We start from the raw sequence: 17,440 nt of genomic DNA on the forward strand, positions 1-17,440 counted from the left end.
TGGGTCCTGGCTTTCGCCAGGACGACGCTTACTGCAACACCTCGAACAACCCAGCCGCGCCCATGCCGCCGCCGACGCACATGGTGACGACGGCGTACTTCGCCTTGCGGCGGCGGCCTTCGATCAGGGCATGGCCGGTGAGGCGCGCGCCCGACATGCCGTAGGGATGGCCAACCGCGATCGCGCCGCCATCGACGTTGATCTTGTCGGGGTCGATGCCGAGCTTGTCGCGGCAATACAGCACCTGCACGGCGAAGGCCTCGTTGAGCTCCCAGAGGCCGATGTCGTCAACGGTGAGGCCGTGACGCTTGAGCAGGCGCGGCACGGCGAAGACCGGGCCGATGCCCATCTCGTCCGGCTCGCAGCCGGCGGAGACGAAGCCGCGGAAGATGCCGAGCGGCTTGAGGCCGCGCTTGGCAGCTTCCTTGTCGCTCATGATGACGGAGGCGCTGGCGCCGTCGGAGAGCTGGCTGGCATTGCCGGCGGTGATGGTGAAGCCTTCGCCGCGCACGGCCTTCAGGCCGGCAAGGCCTTCGGCCGTGGTCTCGGGGCGCGGTCCCTCGTCTTGCGACAGCGTGACCTCTTTCATCGACACGGCACCGGTGGCCTTGTCGGTCACCGCCATCTGCGTGGTGATCGGCGCGAGCTCGTCCTTGAATTTGCCGCCCTGTTGGGCTGCGGCAGTGCGGCGCTGGCTCTCCAGCGAATACTCGTCCTGCTTCTCGCGCGAGATGCCGTAGCGCTTGGCGACGACCTCGGCGGTGTCGATCATGGGCATGTAGACCTCGCCCTTGATCTTGAGCAGCGCCGGATCTTGTGCGTGGAAGCCGTTCATCTTGTCGTTCTGCACGAGGCTGATCGACTCGCCGCCGCCGCCGACCGCGATCTCGACGCCGTCGAAGATCACCGAGCGAGCGGCGAGCGCGATCGCCTGCAGACCCGAGGCGCATTGCCGGTCGATGGTGGTGCCGGCAACGGTGACGGGCAGGCCGGCGCGCAGCAGCGCCTTGCGCGCGATATTGCCGCCGGTCGCGCCCTGCTGGAGGGCTGCGCCCATCACGACGTCCTCGATCTCCTTGGGATCGACCTTGGCGCGGGCGACGGCCTCGCCGATGGCGTGGCCGAGCAGGGTCGCACCCTCGGTGGCGTTGAGAGCACCGCGATAGGCCTTGCCGATCGGGGTGCGGGCGGTGGAAACGATGACGGCGTCGGTCAAGAGCGACCTCCTGATGCGGTTTTGGTGGATTGTGACGACTTCTGCTGCTGGCGCAATTCGTGGCGCGACAGCTTTCCGACCGGCGTGCGCGGCAGATCGTCGACAAAGGCGACCGCGGCCGGCAGTTCATGCTTGCCGAGCTTGCCGGTAAGCTGGGTGCGGAGCTCGTCGAGCGAGAACGGTTTTGCGTCGGGCCTCATCTTGATGAAGGCTTTTGCGGCCTCGCCGCGATACTGGTCGGGGATGCCGAGCACGATCACCTCGTGCACGCCCGGAATGGTGTAGATCGCCTGCTCGATCATCTGCGGATAGACGTTGAAGCCGCCGGAGATGATCATGTCCTTCTTGCGATCGACCAGGAAGAAATAGCCGTCGGCATCCATGTAGCCGATGTCGCCGGTGAGGAAGCGGCCGTCGACGAAGGCATCAGTCGATCCCTCCGGCTTGTTCCAGTAGCCCTTGGTGACGTTCGGGCCCTTGATGCGGATCTCGCCGACGTCGCCCGGCGGCAGCACGCGTCTCGGATCGTCCAGCGCGACGACGTCGAGCTCGATGCCGGGCAGCATCAGGCCGATCGAGCCGGGCTTGTCCGGGCCGACAGGCGGATGGCCGGTGCCGGGCGAGCAGGTCTCGGTCATGCCCCAGCCGCTGCGCAGCTTCTTGCCGACCTTGCGCTCGAAGAAATTCGCGATCTCCACCGGCAACGGCGCGCCGCCGGAGCCGATGCTGGCGAGCGAGGAGAAGTCGCGCTTGTCGAGATCGGGCAGCGCGGCAATCGCAATCCACATCGTCGGCACACCCGGAAAATATGTCGCGCGCTTGACCTCGATGTCGCGCATCACGGCCTCGACGTCGAAGCGCTGATGCAGCGAGATCAGGTTGCCGCGGCGAAGCGAGGACAAGAGCACGACGGTGAGCGCGTAGATGTGGAACAGCGGCAGCACGCAGATCACGCGCTCGATCACGTCGCCGCGGGCGGCGCGTGCCGGCCTGCCCCAGACGTCGTAGATCGACACCGCGGACGTAAGATTGCCATGGGTGAGCATGGCACCCTTGGGCAGGCCGGTGGTGCCGCCGGTATATTGCAGCAGCGCAACGTCGTCGGCCGTGACTGATGGCCACTCTGCCGGTGCGGCCGCGCCCTCGATGAAGGCTTTGAACGTGACGACGCGGGGATCCCTGGGGATCGCGGCCTGCGGCGTACCGACCTTGCCCCAATCATCGTCCTCGCAGACGACCAGGCGATCGATCAGCCCCTTCTCCAAAAATTTCAGCGCCGTCGGCAGCAGCGCTGCGAGGTTGGAGGTGACCAGCAGGCGCGAGCCTGAGTCTGACACCTTGTGGGTCAGCGCGATCTCACCGTCGAGCGGCGACAGATGCGCGACGCGGGCGCCGGCCTTGAGCGCCCCGAAGAAATTGACGGGATGATCGGGCGTGTTGCCGAGGAACAGCGCGACGGAAGAGTTCTTGCCACAGCCGGCGCGCAGGAACGCCGCGGCAGCGCGCTCGGCCATCGCGGCGAGCTCGGTGTAACTGATCGGACGGTCTCGGAACTCCAGCGCGGTGCGCGGACCGTAGTCAGCGGCGGCCTTTGCGAGCAAGTCCGGAAGCGTGCCCTGGACGATGGTGTCGTCCCACCGCACGCCATCGGGATAAAACTGTTCGCCGGGATGGGTCATTGCTTCCTTGAAACCACATGAACCGTCATTCCGGGACGCCCGAAGGGCGAGCCCGGAATCCATTTGGCAGCGCACTCAGCGGCGAGATGGATTCCGGGCCTGGCCCTGCAGGCCATCTACGTTGCGCAATTGCGCAACGGAGAATGACGCCGAGAGTGCAAGCCTCCATCACGCCGCTTTCGACGCCGCCGCGAGCGAGGCGAACGTCTTGCCCTCCGCGGCAAGCTTCTTCAGCAGCGGCGCGGGCTCGAGGCTGGGGTCGTTGGTCTCCTTGGCGTAGAAGGCGAGACGGTCGGCGATGTGCTTGAGGCCGACGGTGTCGGCCCAGTACATCGGGCCGCCGCGATAGATCGGCCAGCCGTAGCCGTAGAGCCAGACCACGTCGATGTCGGAGGGGCGCGCCGCGATGCCCTCTTCGAGGATCTTCGCGCCCTCGTTGATCATCGGGTACATCATGCGCTCGAGGATCTCCTCGTCGCTGACGACGCGCTTCTTGCGGCCGAGGCGGGCAAGCGTCTCGTCGATCAGCTTCTCGACCTCCGGGTCGGGCAGCGGTGCGCGGGAGCCGGCTTCGTATTTGTAGTAGCCCTTGCCGGTCTTCTGGCCGAAGCGGCCGGCTTCGCACAGCGCGTCCGCGATCTCCGACTTGATGCCGCGATCTTTCCGCGAGCGCCAGCCGATGTCGAGGCCGGCGAGGTCGCCCATCGCGAACGGCCCCATCGGCATGCCGAACTTGGTCACGACGGCGTCGACCTGCTGCGGCAGCGCGCCTTCAAACAGCAGCTTCTCCGACTGCTTGCCGCGCTGGGCGAGCATGCGGTTACCCACAAAACCGTCGCAGACGCCGACCACGGCCGGCACCTTGGCGATCTTGCGCGCGATGGTGACGGCAGTCACCAGCGCGTCCGGCGCGGTCTTGTCGGCACGCACGATCTCGCAGAGCTTCATGACGTTGGCCGGCGAGAAGAAGTGCATGCCCAAAACGTCCTGCGGACGCTTGGTCGACTTGGCGATCTCGTCGATGTTGAGATACGAGGTGTTGGAGGCGAGCACCGCGCCCGGCTTGGCGTACTGGTCAAGCTTGCCGAACACTTCCTTCTTCACCGCCATGGTCTCGAACACGGCCTCGATGACGAGGTCGGCATCGCCGACATTCTCGATGCCAACGACGCCGTTGATCAAAGCCATGCGCTTGGCGGGTGCATCGGCCGGGATGCCGCCGCGCGCCGCGGTGGCTTCCCAGTTCTTCTGCATGACGCCCATGCCACGCTTGAGCTGCTCCTCGCCGGTCTCGATCAGGGTGACGGGGATGCCGGCATTGGCAAACGACATAGCAATGCCGCCGCCCATGGTGCCGGCGCCGAGAATGGCAACACGGTTGACCGAGCGCGATTTGGTCCCGTCAGGGACACCCGCGATCTTGGCAGCTTCGCGCTCGGCGAAGAAGGCATAACGCTGCGCCTTGGACTGGTCGCTGGCGACGAGCTTGAGGAAGCCCTCGCGCTCCTTCTTCAGACCTTCGTCGAACGGTAGGTCAATGGCGTAGCCGACGGCGTCGGCCGCCGCGAACGGAGCCTCCAGGCCGCGCGACTTCTTGGTCATGGCCGCAACGGCATTGGTGAAGATCGAACGGTCGGCCTTGGCCGCCGCGAGCTTGGAATCGTCGTCACGCAGGCGCCGCAGCGGGCGCTTCTCGGCCAGCAGCTTGCGCACAAAGGCTTCGCCGCCCGAGGCCGGACCCTCGACGATCTCCTCGATCAGGCCGTTCTTCAGCGCTTCCGCAGCACCAATGGGATCACCGCCGACGATCATCTTGACCGCGAGTTCCGGTCCTACCGCGCGCGGCAGGCGCTGGGTGCCGCCGGCGCCCGGCAACAGGCCAAGCTTCACCTCGGGCAGGCCGAGCTTGGCCTCTTTCACCGCAACGCGGTAATGACAGGCGAGCGCGACCTCGAGGCCGCCGCCGAGCGCGGTGCCGTGGATCGCGGCGACCACCGGCTTCGGCGAATTCTCGATCTCGGACAGCACGTCGTTGAGGGCGGGCGGCTTCGGCGGCTTGCCGAATTCGGTGATGTCGGCGCCCGCAATGAAGGTGCGGCCGGCGCAGGTCAGAACGATGCCCTTGATCGCGGGATCGGCGACCGCGGCCTTGATGCACTCCAAGATGCCGCCGCGGACCGCGGCACTCAGCGCATTGACCGGAGGGCTGTCGACCGTGACGATCCCGACTTCATCATGACGCTCAAGCTTGACCACTTCGCTCACGGTGTCCCTCCTTGGTGGGGATTTAATTTTGTTCGATTTCGCGGTGCGGAATTTAATTCCGCATCTTGACGGCAGGGTTATTTTGAAGCACGGACGTTGTCAACGACTCCGCGCAAGAAGCAGATTAGGGATGAAGCGTACAGGAAAGAAGACCGCGACTGATCGGAATTTCGTCGTCGCGCTTTCCCGCGGACTGGACGTATTGCGCGCATTCCAACCCAATGACGGCCTTCTCGGCAATCAGGAGATCGCGGCGCGGACAAATCTGCCCAAGCCGACCGTGTCGCGGCTGACTTATACGCTGACGAAGCTCGGTTATCTGACGCCGGTTCCCCGTTTCGAGAAGTACCAGCTCGCACCCGCGGCGATGTCGCTTGGTTACGCCGCGCTCGCCAATCTCGGCGTTCGGCATTTGTCCGAGCCGTTCCGCGAGGAAGTGATGCGCGCGACCGGCGGGGCGGTTGCCGTCGGCGGCCGCGACCGTCACAGCATGATCTATTTCGGGCAGAGCCGCGGCAGCGAGACGGTCGGCGTTCAACTTGACGTCGGCTCGCGCGTGCCGATTGCAACCAGTGCGATGGGTCGCGCCTATTTCTGGGCGCTCGACGCCGACGATCGCGCAGAGCTCTCGCGTCTCTTACGCGAGCATTACGGCAGCCGCTGGCCAAAGATGCGCGATGGATTGGAACGCTCCGGCGAGACCGTGGCGAAATACGGCTTTGCGATTTCCGTCGGCGACTGGCACGACGACATCGGCGCCGCCGGCGTCGCGCTCAAGCTCAACGACGGAACCGGCCCCTACGCATTCAATTGCGGCGCGCCCGCATTCCGTTTCACGGAAGAGCGTTTGATCAACGACATTGGACCGCGTCTGCTTGCGATGGTAAGGAACATCGAAGCGGCACTCGGGGGTCTGATGCCGCATTCAAAAAAAGACGTCAGCAAAAAGCTGAAATCAGGAGGAAAAGTTGCGCGTGTGGCCGAGGGATTCAGATAGCCTTTGTCATCATCGGGAGCGGTCCGCATCGCCCCTGCGCCCACTGCTCAGTGTGGGCGAGACGAGATGACGCAGGCACAGCTCGCGCGGGGGACATCGCCCCTGCTCGCGGTTCGCGACGTCAGCGTCGTGTTCGGCGGCATCATCGCGCTCAACGGCGTGTCCTTCGACATGCACAAGGGACAGATCCTCGGATTGATCGGCCCCAACGGCGCCGGCAAGACCACGCTCTTCAACTGCCTTTCGCGGCTCTACCAGCCGTCGTCCGGCGACATCCTGATGGAAGGCGTGAGCATCCTGTCGCGGCCGCCGCACCGGATCGCCGAGATCGGCATCGGCCGCACCTTCCAGAACGTGGCGCTGTTTCCGAATTTGTCGGTGATGGACAATGTCCGTGTCGGCGCCCATTCGAAGACCTCCAGCGACATCGTCAGCGACTCCCTGAAATTGGCCTGGGTCCGCCGCAGCGAAACCAGCGTCAACAAGAAGGTGCACGAGATCCTCGCCTATCTAGACCTCGAGAATGTCGCCCACACTGTCGTCTCCGGCCTGCCCTTCGGCACACAGAAGCGCGTCGAGCTGGCCCGTGCGCTGGCGGCCGATCCGAAGATTCTGCTGCTCGACGAGCCGGCCGGCGGCCTCAATCACGAAGAGGTCTATGTGCTCGGCGATCTCATTCGCCGCATTCGCGACGATCGCCACATGACCGTGCTGCTGGTCGAGCACCACATGGGCCTCGTGATGTCGATCGCCGACCACGTTGTCGCGCTCAATTTCGGCAAGAAGCTCGCGGAAGGCACGCCTGCCCAGGTGCAGGCGGACCCGGACGTCATCAAGGCCTATCTCGGGAGCAAGGACCAATGACGACGCTGCTCAACGTCAAGGACCTGCGCGCCTATTACGGCCAGGTCCAGGCGCTCCATGGCCTGTCCTTCTCGCTCAACGAGGGCTCGCTGACGACGCTGCTGGGTGCCAACGGCGCCGGTAAGACCACGACGCTGCGCGCGATCTGCAACATGGTGCGCTCGACCGGCGGCATCGAGTTCGACGGCAAGCCGCTGAACAACCGCTCGACCGAGAACATCGTGCGGTTCGGCATCGCCCATGTGCCGCAGGGCCGCGGCACCTTCACCAACATGACGGTGGAGGAGAACCTCCAGCTCGGGGCCATTACCCGCAAGGACAGCGCCGGCATCGTCTCCGACATCGAGCGCATGTATGCGCATTTCCCTGTGCTGAAGCAGCGGCACACCCAGCAGGCCGGCACGCTGTCCGGCGGCGAGCAGCAGATGCTCGCGGTGGCCCGCGCGCTGATGCTGAGGCCACGGCTGATGCTGCTCGACGAGCCCTCCTTCGGCCTTGCGCCGCTGGTGGTCCGCGACCTCTTCGGCATCCTCGGCAAGATCAACCGCGAGGACAAGGTCACGATCCTGGTGGTCGAGCAGAACGCCCAGCTCGCGCTCGAACTCGCCGACCATGCCTATGTGATCGAGACCGGCCGCATCGTGATGTCGGGCAAAGCCAAGGACATCGCGAACAACGAAGAAATCCGCAAATCCTATCTGGGTTACTGAGGGAGCGGATGATGGCAATGAATTATCCGCGCTCTCCGCATACCTCTCCCCGCAGGGGAGAGGTCGATTTGCGCAGCAAATCGGGTGAGGGGCCGCAGCTTCACCGTGAGACCAAGACCCCTCACCCGCGCCTTCGGCGCGACCTCTCCCTAAGGGAGAGGTGGACCTACGACGCCGTCGCAGTTCACATCACATCGGGCAAGTTTTAGGGAGCCGGGACAATGGAGCTGTTCACCAACCAGGTCCTGGCCGGAATTGCCACCGGCGCGATCTATGCCTGCATGGCGCTCGCCGTGGTCATGATCTACCAGGCGATCGACCATCTCAACTTCGCGCAAGGCGAGATGGCGATGTTCTCGACCTTCATCTCCTGGCAGTTGATGCAATGGGGCGTGCCCTATTGGGTCGCTTTCGTCCTTACGTTGGCTTTCGCGTTCGCAGGCGGCATCGCCATCGAGCGCATCCTGTTCAAGCCGCTCGCCAAGGCGCCGATCCTGACCAATGTCGCCGGCTTCATCGCGCTGTTCGCCATCATCAACTCCTCGGCCGGCCTGATCTGGGATTTTACCATCAAGCAGTACCCGACCCCGTTCGGCTCCTCGCCGTTCCTGGGTAGTCAGCTGATCTCGACCCACCAGGCCGGCATGATCGGTGTCACCCTGCTGCTCCTGGTCGCGCTCTACTTCTTCTTTCAGTACACGCGGATCGGGCTCGCAATGCGGGCGGCCGCCTCGCTACCTGAATCGGCGCGGCTCGTCGGCATCAACACGAGCTGGATGATCGCGCTCGGCTGGGGCATGGCTTCTGCCATCGGCGCGATTGCCGGCATGCTGATCGCGCCGGTCGTGTTCCTGGAGCCCAACATGATGGTCGGCGTGCTGCTTTATGGCTTTGCTGCGGCGGTGCTGGGCGGTCTGTCGAGCCCGTTCGGCGCTGTGGTCGGCGGCTTCCTGATGGGCATCTTCGAAAACCTCGTCGGCACCTACATTCCCGGCGTCGGCAATGAACTAAAACTTCCGATCGCGCTTGCGCTGATCATTTCCGTCCTGGTCGTCAAACCCGCTGGCCTGTTCGGCCGGCACATCGTCAAGCGAGTTTGATCATGAGCGCAGCAGAAGAAGTCGTCGCGGAAGGCCACGAGACGGTCGAAGCCGTTCCGAAGCGGGCCATGACGCTGGGCACGACCACCTCGCTGGTGGTGGTCGCGGCGCTGCTGATCGCACCCGTCTTCGTCAAGAACTTCATCATCTTCCAGATGACGATGCTGCTGATCTACGGGCTTGCGGTGCTGGCGCTGAACATCCTGACCGGCGGCTCCGGCCAGTTCTCGCTCGGCCAGAGCGCCTTCTATGCCGTCGGCGCCTATACGACCGCGGTGTTGATGGAGTACTTCAACGTCAACTACGCGCTCACGCTGCCGATCGCCGGAGTAGTCTGCTTCGGCTTCGGCTTCCTGTTCGGGCAGCCGGCGCTGCGGCTTTCCGGCGTTTACCTCGCGCTCGCGACCTTCGCGCTCGCCACAGCTATGCCGCAACTGCTCAAGCTTAACTTCCTCGAGCATTGGACCGGCGGCGTGCAGGGCCTCGTCGTCACCAAGCCGGACGCGCCGTTCGGGCTGCCAATGTCGCAGGACATGTGGCTCTATTACTTCACGCTTGCGGTCACGCTCGCGATCTACGTCTTCTCGGTGAACCTGCTGCGCTCCCGCTCGGGACGCGCCTTCATGGCGATCCGCGACAACGAGATCGCGGCGTCCTCGATGGGCGTCAACGTCGCGCTCTACAAGACGCTGGCGTTTGGCGTGTCCGCCGGCATCACCGGCATCGCCGGCGCTTTGGGGGCGATCGCGGTGCAGTTTGTGGCGCCGGACAGCTTCACGATCAACCTCGCGATCTCGCTGTTCCTCGGCATGGTCGTCGGCGGCGTGGGCTGGCTGCCCGGCTCGTTCGTCGGCGCGGCCTTCATCATCTTCGTGCCGAACATCGCGGAGGGCATCTCCAAAGGCCTCTCCGGCGCTGTGTTCGGCGTGCTCCTGTTCCTCGTCATCTACCTCGTGCCGCATGGCGCAAGGCAGCTCGCGATCCTGGGCCAGCAACTTTCCGGCAAGCTCAGAAAGACCTGAATACCTCTCATCACGACAGTCGTTTAACGAAGGAGACCGAATTGCTTTTTGGAAGAACACTGCGAGCCGCCGCGCTGGTCACGGCAACGGCGGCCATTGCCCTCACCTCCGGCGCTGCACTCGCCCAAAAGAAATACGACACCGGCGCGTCCGATACCGAGATCAAGATCGGCAACATCATGCCGTACAGCGGTCCGGCGTCGGCCTATGGCATCATCGGCAAGACCGAAGAAGCCTATTTCAAGATGATCAACGACAAGGGCGGCATCAACGGCCGCAAGATCAACTTCGTCACCTATGACGACGCCTATTCGCCGCCGAAGGCGGTCGAGCAGGTCCGCAAGCTCGTCGAGAGCGACGAGGTGCTGGCCGTGTTCAACCCGCTCGGTACGCCGTCGAACAGCGCGATCCAGAAATACCTGAACGCCAAGAAGATCCCGCAGCTCTTCGTCGCCACCGGCGCCACCAAGTGGAACGACCCGAAGAACTTCCCCTGGACCATGGGCTGGCAGCCCTCCTACCAGAGCGAAGCGCAGATCTACGCGAAATGGCTGATGAAGGAGAAGCCGGACGCCAAGGTCGCGATCCTCTACCAGAACGACGATTTCGGCAAAGACTACCTCAAGGGCACCAAGGACGGCCTCGGTGCCAAGGCCTCGTCCATGATCATCATGGAAGAGAGCTATGAGGTGTCCGAGCCGTCGATCGACGGCCATATCGTCAAGATCAAGGCCGCCAATCCCGACGTGCTGCTGATCTATGCGACGCCGAAGTTCGCGGCCCAGACCATCAAGAAGACCGCCGAGCTCAGCTGGAAACCGCTCCAGATCCTCACCAACGTGTCGATCTCGGTCGGCAGCGTGATGAAGCCGGCTGGCTTCGAGAACGCTCAGGGCGTGCTGTCGGCTGCCTATGCCAAGGACTCGACGGATCCGCAGTGGAACAACGACCCCGGCATGAAGAAGTGGAACGAGTTCGTCGACAAGTACATGCCGGGTGCCGACAAGACCGACACCGCCATGGTCTACGGCTATGGCGCAGCGTCGACCCTGGCCAAGGTCCTGGAACTGTGCGGTGACGATCTGACCCGCGCCAACCTCATGAAGCAGGCGGCGTCGTTGAAGGACTTTGCTCCGGACACGTTGCTGCCGGGCGTCAAGATCAACACCAGCGCCACCGACTTTGCCCCGATTGCGCAGCTCCAGATGCAGCGCTTCAAGGGCGAGAAGTGGGAACTCTTCGGCGAGATCATCAGCGGCGACGTCGCCTCCGAATGACACGCTGACGCAATAATTCAAGTCGATAAGCCCCCGCGGGCGACCGCGGGGGCTTTTTGTTGACGCCGAGCGCCAATCTTGTTCAATGCGGCGCCGATCCAGCTCGGGGTAGGAGAACAATGATTGCCGTTCGTTTTCAGGTTGCGGCCTTCTTTGCCGCACTCGCGTTGTGCACTGCAATGAGCAGCGAGGCGCTGGCGCAAAAGAAATACGACACCGGCGCGTCCGATACCGAGATCAAGATCGGCAACATCATGCCTTATAGCGGCCCCGCCTCCGCCTATGCCGCGATCGGCAAGACCGAGGAGGCCTATTTCAACAAAATCAATGCCGAGGGCGGCATCAACGGCCGCAAGATCAAGTTCATCTCCTATGACGACGCCTATTCGCCGCCGAAGACAGTGGAGCAGGCACGCAAGCTGGTCGAGAACGACGGGGTGCTGCTGGTCTTCGGCTCGCTCGGCACCTCCACTAACAGCGCAATCCGCAAGTACATGAACGAGAAGAAGGTGCCGCAATTGTTCGTGGCGAGCGGCGCCTCCAAGTGGAACGATCCCAAGCAATATCCCTGGACCATGGGCTGGCAGCCGAGCTACGTCAGCGAGGCGCGGATCTACGCCAAATACATCATGAAGGAGAAGCCGGACGGAAAGATCGGCGTCCTCTATCAGAACGACGATTTCGGCAAGGACTATCTGAACGGATTGAGGGACGGCTTGGGGTCCAAGGCCTCGATGATCGTGCTGGAAGAAGCCTACGATACCTCCGAGCCGGCGATCGACGAGCACGTCGTAAAGCTGAAGGCGGCTGGCGCCGACATCTTCATCAGCATCACCAGCCCGAAATTTGCCGCGCAGGGCATCAAGAAGGCGGCGGAGATCAATTGGCATCCGATGCACATCATCTCCAACGTCTCGGCCTCGGTCGGCGGCGTGATCGAGCCGGCGGGCCTCGAGATCTCGCAAGGCATCCTGTCGGCGAGCTATACCAAGGACGGCTCCGACCCGCAGTGGAACGCCGATGACGGCATGAAGAAGTTCTATAATTTCCTCGCCCAGTACGCGCCCAAGGCGAACAAGCTCGATGCCGGTGTGGTGTTCGGCTATGCAGCCGCGCAGACCATGGTGAAGGTGCTGCAAATGTGCGGCGACGACCTCACTCGCGAGAACGTCATGAAGCAGGCCGCGAGCCTGAAGGATTTCGAACCCGATACGCTGCTGCCCGGGATCAAGATCAACACCGCGCCGGACAATTTCGCTCCGATCGAGCAGCTCCAGATGATGCGCTTCAAGGGCAAGAAGTGGGAGCTGTTCGGCGACATCATCTCCAGCGAGATCGGACACTGAGCATCGCAAGCGCGCAATTCAAAATAGCCTACATTTAACAAGACAACTTCTGCGCAGCTGGTTAACAGCGCATCCCATCTCAAGCGCCGGAATATTCCACGTCCTCTCAAAAAAGATCGCCTCGCGGCGGCAGCTCCGGCGGGGCGTTCTCCTTGCTGGCCGCCCGGGAAGGGTATTGAATGCTTACCAGAGCGACGCGCAACGATCGCTTCCGATCAAGAACACGGCACATTCAAACCTACCTAGGGAGATCAAGATGCCTGCAATGCATGTGCGATTGGGGGCCTTCTCGGCTGCCCTCGTGCTGGCTGCCACCCTGTCCACGACAGCCCTGGCGCAGAAGAAATACGACACCGGCGCATCCGACACCGAAATCAAGATCGGCAACATCATGCCCTATAGCGGGCCAGCCTCCGCTTACGGCGTGATCGGCAAGACCGAGGAGGCCTATTTCCGCAAGATCAACGCCGAGGGCGGCATCAACGGCCGCAAGATCAATTTCGTCACCTATGACGACGCCTACTCGCCGCCGAAGACGGTGGAGCAGGCGCGCAAGCTCGTCGAGAGCGACGAGGTGCTGCTGATCTTCAACTCGCTCGGCACACCGCCGAACACCGCGATCCAGAAATACATGAACCAGAAGAAGGTGCCGCAACTGTTCGTCGCCACTGGCGCCACCAAATGGAACGATCCGAAGGACTTCCCCTGGACCATGGGCTGGCAGCCCAACTACCAGAGCGAGTCGATCATCTACGCCAAGTACATCCTGAAGAACCATCCGAACGCCAAGATCGCCGTGCTCTACCAGAACGACGATTACGGCAAGGACTATCTGAAGGGCTTCAAGGACGGGCTCGGCGCCAAGGCCTCGATGATCGTGGTGGAGGAAAGCTACGAGGTATCGGAGCCGACCATCGACTCCCACATCGTCAAGATGAAGGCGACTGGCGCCGACGTGTTTTTCAACATCACGACGCCGAAATTCGCGGCACAGGCAATCAAGAAGAATGCCGAGATCGGCTGGAAGCCGCTGCACTTCCTCAACAACGTATCGGGTTCGATCGGCAGCGTGATCAAGCCGGCCGGCTTCGAGAACGCCCAGGACATCATCTCCTCGCAATATTTCAAGGACCCGACCGACGCACAATGGAAGAGCGATCCGGCGATGATCGCCTGGAACGAATTCCTGGATAAGTACTATCCGGAAGCCAACCGCGCCGACGCCTCGGTGATGTACGGCTACATCGTCGCGCAAGGGCTGGTGCACGTGCTGAAATCCTGCGGCGACAATCTGACCCGCGAAAACATCATGAAGCAGGCCGCCAATATCAAGGACTACGAGCCGGCCGGCCTGTTGCCGGGCATCAAGGTCAACACCTCGGCCACCGATTTCGCGCCCCTCTCGCAGCTGCAACTGATCCGCTTCAAGGGCGAGCATTGGGAGCGATTTGGTGACATCTTGAGCGGCGACGTCGGCGGCTGACCTTAACCAATCGCTAAAGACGTACCCCCGATCGACTAAAGACGAAGCTCCTGCGGCCTTGCCGCAGGGGCTTTTCCTTGAAGCTCTTGGGCAAATCGTATTGAATTGCGGGCTGCGTCACCAAAAACGATCAAGCCAAGAAGAAGGACGCACACATCAAGAAAATAGGGAGATTGGAATGCCCGCTGTCACCGGCAAACTTGCGGCCGCGTCACTGGCGCTCGCGCTCATTGCGGCCTCGGCCTCCACTGCATCGGCCCAGAAAAAATACGATACCGGCGCGACCGACACCGAGATCAAGATCGGCAACATCATGCCCTATAGCGGACCGGCCTCCGCCTACGGCATCATCGGGCGGACCGAAGCCGCCTATTTCAAGAAGATCAACGACGAGGGCGGCATCAACGGCCGCAAGATCAATTTCGTTTCCTACGATGACGCATATTCGCCGCCGAAGACGGTTGAGCAGGCGCGCAAGCTGGTCGAGAGCGACGAGGTGCTGTTCATCTTCAACTCGCTCGGCACGCCGCCGAACACGGCGATCCAGAAATACATGAACTCGAAGAAGGTACCGCAGCTGTTCGTCGCCACCGGCGCCACCAAATGGAACGATCCGCAGAACTTCCCCTGGACCATGGGCTGGCAGCCCAATTACCAGAGCGAGACGCAGATCTACGCGAAGTGGCTGCTCAAGAACAAGCCGGATGCCAAGATCGCCGTGCTCTACCAGAACGACGACTACGGCAAGGACTATCTGAAGGGCCTCAAGGACGGCCTAGGGGCGAAAGCCGCTTCGATGATCGTCATCGAGGAGAGCTACGAGACCTCCGAGCCGACCATCGACAGCCACATCGTCAAGATGAAGTCGACCGGTGCCGACGTCTTCATGAACATCACGACGCCGAAATTCGCCGCGCAAGCGATCAAGAAGAACGCCGAGATCGGCTGGAAGCCGCTGCACTTCCTCAACAACGTCTCGGCCTCCGTCGGCAGCGTAATGAAGCCCGCTGGCTTCGAGAACGGCCAGGACATCATCTCGGCCGACTATCTGAAGGACGTGTCGGATCCGGAATGGAGCAACGATGCCGGCATGAAGGAGTTTCTGGCCTTCATGACCAAGTACTTCCCCGACGGCGACAAGCTCGACAAGGGCACCATCGTCGGCTACGCGGTGGCGCAGACGCTGGTTCAGGTGCTGAAGCAGTGCGGCGATAATCTCACGCGCGAGAACCTCATGAAGCAGGCCGCCAGCCTGAAGAACTTCCGCACGGAGGCGCTGCTGCCGGGTATCCAGATCAACACCGGGTCGAACGACTTTGCGCCAATCAGCCAGCTCCGCCTCGAGAAGTTCAAGGGCGAGCGCTGGGAACTGTTCGGCGAGGTGATCAGCGCCGACGCCGGCGGCTAGCCGCCTGAACATGCGACGATAACAAGCCCCCTGCGCCGATCGCGTAGGGGGTTTTTGCTTGCGCGCCGATTGTGATTACGCGATTGCATAATCGAATGATCGCAAAGCCTGCTTACGCTTTTGCACCTGATGCGGTAGGCATGTAACTGGCGGCGCATGCCGCCGATCTCCCCTGTCTGCCCAAGGCCTTCGTCATGATCGACCGACGTCCCCTGCTCCGCGCGCTCTACGACGCCGCCGTTGCCGCTGCCCATCCGAGCACAATTCTGGCGCCGCACTTAAGGCCCGCGCCCAAAGGACGCGTGATCTGCCTCGCCGCCGGCAAGGGCGCGGGCGCCATGGCCGCGGCCGCCGAACGGCATTATCTCGACACATTGAAGCTCGCGCCGGAGCGGCTGCTCGGCATCGCCACCACGCGCCACGGCTACGGCGTGCCGACGCGCCGCATTCGCGTGGTCGAGGCCGGCCATCCCGTGCCTGACGAGGCCGGCCTGAAGGGCGCGGCCGACACGCTCGCGCTCGCAGGCGAGGCCGGCCCCGACGATCTCCTCCTGGTGCTGCTCACCGGCGGCGGTTCGGCGAACTGGATCGCGCCGGTCGACGGTATCAGCTTCGCGCAGAAGCAGGCGGTCAACAAGGCGCTGCTCCGCTCCGGCGCGCCGATCGGCGAGATGAACACGGTCAGAAAGCATCTGTCGCGGATCAAGGGCGGCCGGCTGGCGCGCGCCGGCAAAAACGCCGCCGAGATCGTGACGCTGGCGATCTCCGACGTGCCGCATGACGACCCTTCCGCGATTGCCTCCGGCCCCACTGTGCCGGATCCGACCACACTGGCCGATGCACGCGCGATCGTGGCGAAATACAAGCTCGCCATCGACGAAGCCGTGCGCCGCGCGCTCGACGATCCCGCCAATGAAAGCTGCAAGCCTGCCGACGCCGCCTTCGCGCGCGCGCATTTCGAGCTGATCGCGCGGCCCAAGCAGTCGCTCGACGCAGCGGTGAAGCTCGCGCGCGAATCCGGTTACGAGACCATCGACCTCGGCGCCGATCTCGAAGGCGAGGCCCGCGAGGTCGCTGCCGATCATGCCAAGCTCGCGCTGCAAGCGCGCGCGCAAGGCAAGCGCGTCGCGATCCTGTCCGGCGGCGAACTCACGGTCACGGTGCGCGGCAATGGGCGCGGCGGACCGAACCAGGAATACGCACTGGCGCTCGCCAGCCTCTTGAAGGACACGGCTGGCATCTCGGCGCTGGCCGGCGACACCGACGGCGCCGATGGCGGCGCCGGCCATCCCACCGACCCCGCCGGCGCGCTTATCGACGCGGCCACCTTCGCCAAGATGAAGGCGCAGGGGCTTAAGCCGCAGGCCTATCTCGACAACAACGACGCGACCACCTTCTTCGAGGCGACCGGCGATCTGCTCATGCCGGGACCGACGCTGACCAACGTGAACGATATCAGAGTGATCTTGGTGGATTAGCGCTCGCCCTGTTCGACACCATCGCAGCTTGGCCTGACCATGACCGCCTCGGGGAGTGTGTGGGTGCGGCTTAGCGCTTGCCGCTGACGTGCTCCAGCAGCGCGAGCAGGCCCTTCAACAAGTCCGTCGGCGACGGCGGGCAGCCCTTGATGTGCAAATCCACCGGAATGGTCTCGGATACGCCGCCAACGCAGGCGTAGCTGCCCCTGAAAATGCCGCCATCGGTCGCGCAGCCGCCGACCGCGACGACCCATTTCGGATCGGGCGTCGCGTTGTAGGTCCGCTCCAGCGCCTGTCGCATGTTCTTCGTCACCGGACCCGTGACCAGCAGCACGTCGGCGTGGCGCGGCGAGGCGACGAAGCGCAGGCCGAAACGTTCGATGTCGTAGAAGGCGTTGGACAACGCGTGGATTTCCAGCTCGCAGCCGTTGCAGGACCCGGCATCGATCTCGCGAATGGCAAGAGAACGGCCGAGCCTGGCCTGGGCAGCGCGGTTGACTTTCGTTGCAAGCTCCGCCAGCGCCGACTCGTCCGGCGCCGGCGCGGGCTCCGTCAGCGAACCATGAGTGAGACTTTCGAGCAGGGTCTTGCGCAT

At 63.3% G+C, this 17,440-nt stretch carries 14 protein-coding genes; 10 read left to right on the forward strand and 4 right to left on the reverse strand.

The annotated features are described in order from the left end of the window. Positions 1-28: 28 nt before the first annotated feature. The 3 genes from ACNJX8_RS37820 to ACNJX8_RS37830 all read right to left on the reverse strand — a co-directional run bounded on the left by ACNJX8_RS37820 (position 29) and on the right by ACNJX8_RS37830 (position 5,160). The gene (locus ACNJX8_RS37820; RefSeq protein ID WP_249758264.1) at positions 29-1,216 is read right to left on the reverse strand and encodes an acetyl-CoA C-acyltransferase; all 1,188 of its coding nucleotides are present in this window, start codon (positions 1,214-1,216) and stop codon (positions 29-31) included. Next, complete coding sequence (pimA, locus tag ACNJX8_RS37825; protein WP_439358770.1) at positions 1,213-2,895, reverse strand: dicarboxylate--CoA ligase PimA; 1,683 nt, start codon at positions 2,893-2,895, stop codon at positions 1,213-1,215. Before pimA ends, ACNJX8_RS37820 begins: the two co-directional genes overlap by 4 nt. Before the next feature lie 168 nt (positions 2,896-3,063). Further along, positions 3,064-5,160 (reverse strand): 3-hydroxyacyl-CoA dehydrogenase NAD-binding domain-containing protein, encoded by a 2,097-nt coding sequence (locus ACNJX8_RS37830; RefSeq protein ID WP_439358771.1) that lies wholly within the window; start codon positions 5,158-5,160, stop codon positions 3,064-3,066. 130 nt (positions 5,161-5,290) lie between these two features. Here ACNJX8_RS37830 and ACNJX8_RS37835 point away from each other — a divergent pair, with 130 nt between their 5' ends. The 10 genes from ACNJX8_RS37835 to ACNJX8_RS37880 all read left to right on the forward strand — a co-directional run bounded on the left by ACNJX8_RS37835 (position 5,291) and on the right by ACNJX8_RS37880 (position 16,845). Then, on the forward strand, positions 5,291-6,157 hold the full coding sequence (locus ACNJX8_RS37835) for an IclR family transcriptional regulator (protein ID WP_164934744.1): 867 nt from the start codon (positions 5,291-5,293) through the stop codon (positions 6,155-6,157). Positions 6,158-6,223: 66 nt separating this feature from the next. Next, positions 6,224-7,021 carry an ABC transporter ATP-binding protein gene (locus tag ACNJX8_RS37840; RefSeq protein ID WP_091890387.1) on the forward strand — a complete coding sequence of 266 codons (798 nt, stop codon included), beginning with the start codon at positions 6,224-6,226 and terminating at the stop codon, positions 7,019-7,021. Further along, positions 7,018-7,731: an ABC transporter ATP-binding protein gene (locus ACNJX8_RS37845; protein WP_091890390.1), complete on the forward strand. Its 714-nt coding sequence runs from the start codon at positions 7,018-7,020 to the stop codon at positions 7,729-7,731. The genes ACNJX8_RS37840 and ACNJX8_RS37845 overlap by 4 nt, the downstream gene beginning before the upstream one ends. A 221-nt stretch (positions 7,732-7,952) precedes the next feature. Then, the gene (locus ACNJX8_RS37850; protein ID WP_091890393.1) at positions 7,953-8,831 is read left to right on the forward strand and encodes a branched-chain amino acid ABC transporter permease; all 879 of its coding nucleotides are present in this window, start codon (positions 7,953-7,955) and stop codon (positions 8,829-8,831) included. 2 nt (positions 8,832-8,833) lie between these two features. Beyond that, positions 8,834-9,853, forward strand: a complete 1,020-nt coding sequence (locus tag ACNJX8_RS37855) for a branched-chain amino acid ABC transporter permease (protein WP_128936671.1) — start codon at positions 8,834-8,836, stop codon at positions 9,851-9,853. 41 nt (positions 9,854-9,894) lie between these two features. Next, positions 9,895-11,130 carry an ABC transporter substrate-binding protein gene (locus ACNJX8_RS37860; RefSeq protein ID WP_439358773.1) on the forward strand — a complete coding sequence of 412 codons (1,236 nt, stop codon included), beginning with the start codon at positions 9,895-9,897 and terminating at the stop codon, positions 11,128-11,130. A 119-nt stretch (positions 11,131-11,249) separates the two neighbouring features. Then, entirely contained in the window at positions 11,250-12,476 is a 1,227-nt protein-coding gene (locus ACNJX8_RS37865) for an ABC transporter substrate-binding protein (protein ID WP_439358774.1), read from the forward strand. Between the two features lie 256 nt (positions 12,477-12,732). Next, complete coding sequence (locus tag ACNJX8_RS37870; protein WP_128936674.1) at positions 12,733-13,959, forward strand: ABC transporter substrate-binding protein; 1,227 nt, start codon at positions 12,733-12,735, stop codon at positions 13,957-13,959. A gap of 178 nt (positions 13,960-14,137) precedes the next feature. Continuing rightward, the gene (locus tag ACNJX8_RS37875) at positions 14,138-15,367 is read left to right on the forward strand and encodes an ABC transporter substrate-binding protein (protein ID WP_128936675.1); all 1,230 of its coding nucleotides are present in this window, start codon (positions 14,138-14,140) and stop codon (positions 15,365-15,367) included. Positions 15,368-15,561: 194 nt separating this feature from the next. Next, positions 15,562-16,845 (forward strand): glycerate kinase type-2 family protein, encoded by a 1,284-nt coding sequence (locus tag ACNJX8_RS37880; protein ID WP_128940004.1) that lies wholly within the window; start codon positions 15,562-15,564, stop codon positions 16,843-16,845. A 70-nt stretch (positions 16,846-16,915) separates the two neighbouring features. On the opposite strand, the gene ACNJX8_RS37885 is transcribed toward ACNJX8_RS37880, so the two are convergent. Continuing rightward, the gene (locus ACNJX8_RS37885) at positions 16,916-17,440 is read right to left on the reverse strand and encodes an NADH-quinone oxidoreductase subunit B family protein (RefSeq protein ID WP_439358775.1); all 525 of its coding nucleotides are present in this window, start codon (positions 17,438-17,440) and stop codon (positions 16,916-16,918) included.

The organism is Bradyrhizobium sp. SPXBL-04 (genome assembly GCF_051853035.1).
Taxonomy (GTDB): Bacteria; Pseudomonadota; Alphaproteobacteria; order Rhizobiales; family Xanthobacteraceae; genus Bradyrhizobium; species Bradyrhizobium zhanjiangense.

What these genes read in the sequence shown, in the direction of transcription:
- pimA (WP_439358770.1), bottom strand. Translation starts at nt 2,895, where the DNA reads ATGACCCATCCCGGCGAACAGTTTTATCCCGATGGCGTGCGGTGGGAC.
- ACNJX8_RS37835 (WP_164934744.1), top strand. Translation starts at nt 5,291, where the DNA reads ATGAAGCGTACAGGAAAGAAGACCGCGACTGATCGGAATTTCGTCGTC.
- ACNJX8_RS37840 (WP_091890387.1), top strand. Translation starts at nt 6,224, where the DNA reads ATGACGCAGGCACAGCTCGCGCGGGGGACATCGCCCCTGCTCGCGGTT.
- ACNJX8_RS37845 (WP_091890390.1), top strand. Translation starts at nt 7,018, where the DNA reads ATGACGACGCTGCTCAACGTCAAGGACCTGCGCGCCTATTACGGCCAG.
- ACNJX8_RS37850 (WP_091890393.1), top strand. Translation starts at nt 7,953, where the DNA reads ATGGAGCTGTTCACCAACCAGGTCCTGGCCGGAATTGCCACCGGCGCG.
- ACNJX8_RS37855 (WP_128936671.1), top strand. Translation starts at nt 8,834, where the DNA reads ATGAGCGCAGCAGAAGAAGTCGTCGCGGAAGGCCACGAGACGGTCGAA.
- ACNJX8_RS37865 (WP_439358774.1), top strand. Translation starts at nt 11,250, where the DNA reads ATGATTGCCGTTCGTTTTCAGGTTGCGGCCTTCTTTGCCGCACTCGCG.
- ACNJX8_RS37870 (WP_128936674.1), top strand. Translation starts at nt 12,733, where the DNA reads ATGCCTGCAATGCATGTGCGATTGGGGGCCTTCTCGGCTGCCCTCGTG.
- ACNJX8_RS37875 (WP_128936675.1), top strand. Translation starts at nt 14,138, where the DNA reads ATGCCCGCTGTCACCGGCAAACTTGCGGCCGCGTCACTGGCGCTCGCG.
- ACNJX8_RS37880 (WP_128940004.1), top strand. Translation starts at nt 15,562, where the DNA reads ATGATCGACCGACGTCCCCTGCTCCGCGCGCTCTACGACGCCGCCGTT.
- ACNJX8_RS37885 (WP_439358775.1), bottom strand. Translation starts at nt 17,440, where the DNA reads ATGCGCAAGACCCTGCTCGAAAGTCTCACTCATGGTTCGCTGACGGAG.